The following is a 245-nucleotide window of genomic DNA, read 5'->3' on the forward strand; positions in this document are numbered from 1 at the left end:
TAAACGGCGAACAGGTGGACAACTGGATGCTCGAACTGGCCGAGCAGACCTTGGGCTGTGGGATCCAGGTGGTCGAGCGCTGGCAGGGGGTCTAGGGCGCGCGCGGGCCGGGACCGTTTTCTTTCGTACGGGCGGCGCCGGGGGTCTGTGCCGCGTTGTTGCATACCGGCGTGGGCATGAGCGTGGGGCCGGCGCTGGGCGAGCGAAACGTCGCGGCACTGTGGGGTGAGGCGTGATGCATCCTG

At 68.2% G+C, this 245-nt stretch carries 1 pseudogene; it reads left to right on the forward strand.

Annotated elements, in window-relative coordinates:
• Positions 1-236 (forward strand): annotated as a pseudogene (locus tag ACFZPT_RS26855) (TIGR03364 family FAD-dependent oxidoreductase); the annotation flags it as partial.
• Positions 237-245: the final 9 nt, after the last annotated feature.

This window comes from Pseudomonas sp. MD330_10 (assembly GCF_042610415.1).
In the GTDB taxonomy this organism is placed as follows: domain Bacteria; phylum Pseudomonadota; class Gammaproteobacteria; order Pseudomonadales; family Pseudomonadaceae; genus Aquipseudomonas; species Aquipseudomonas rhodesiae.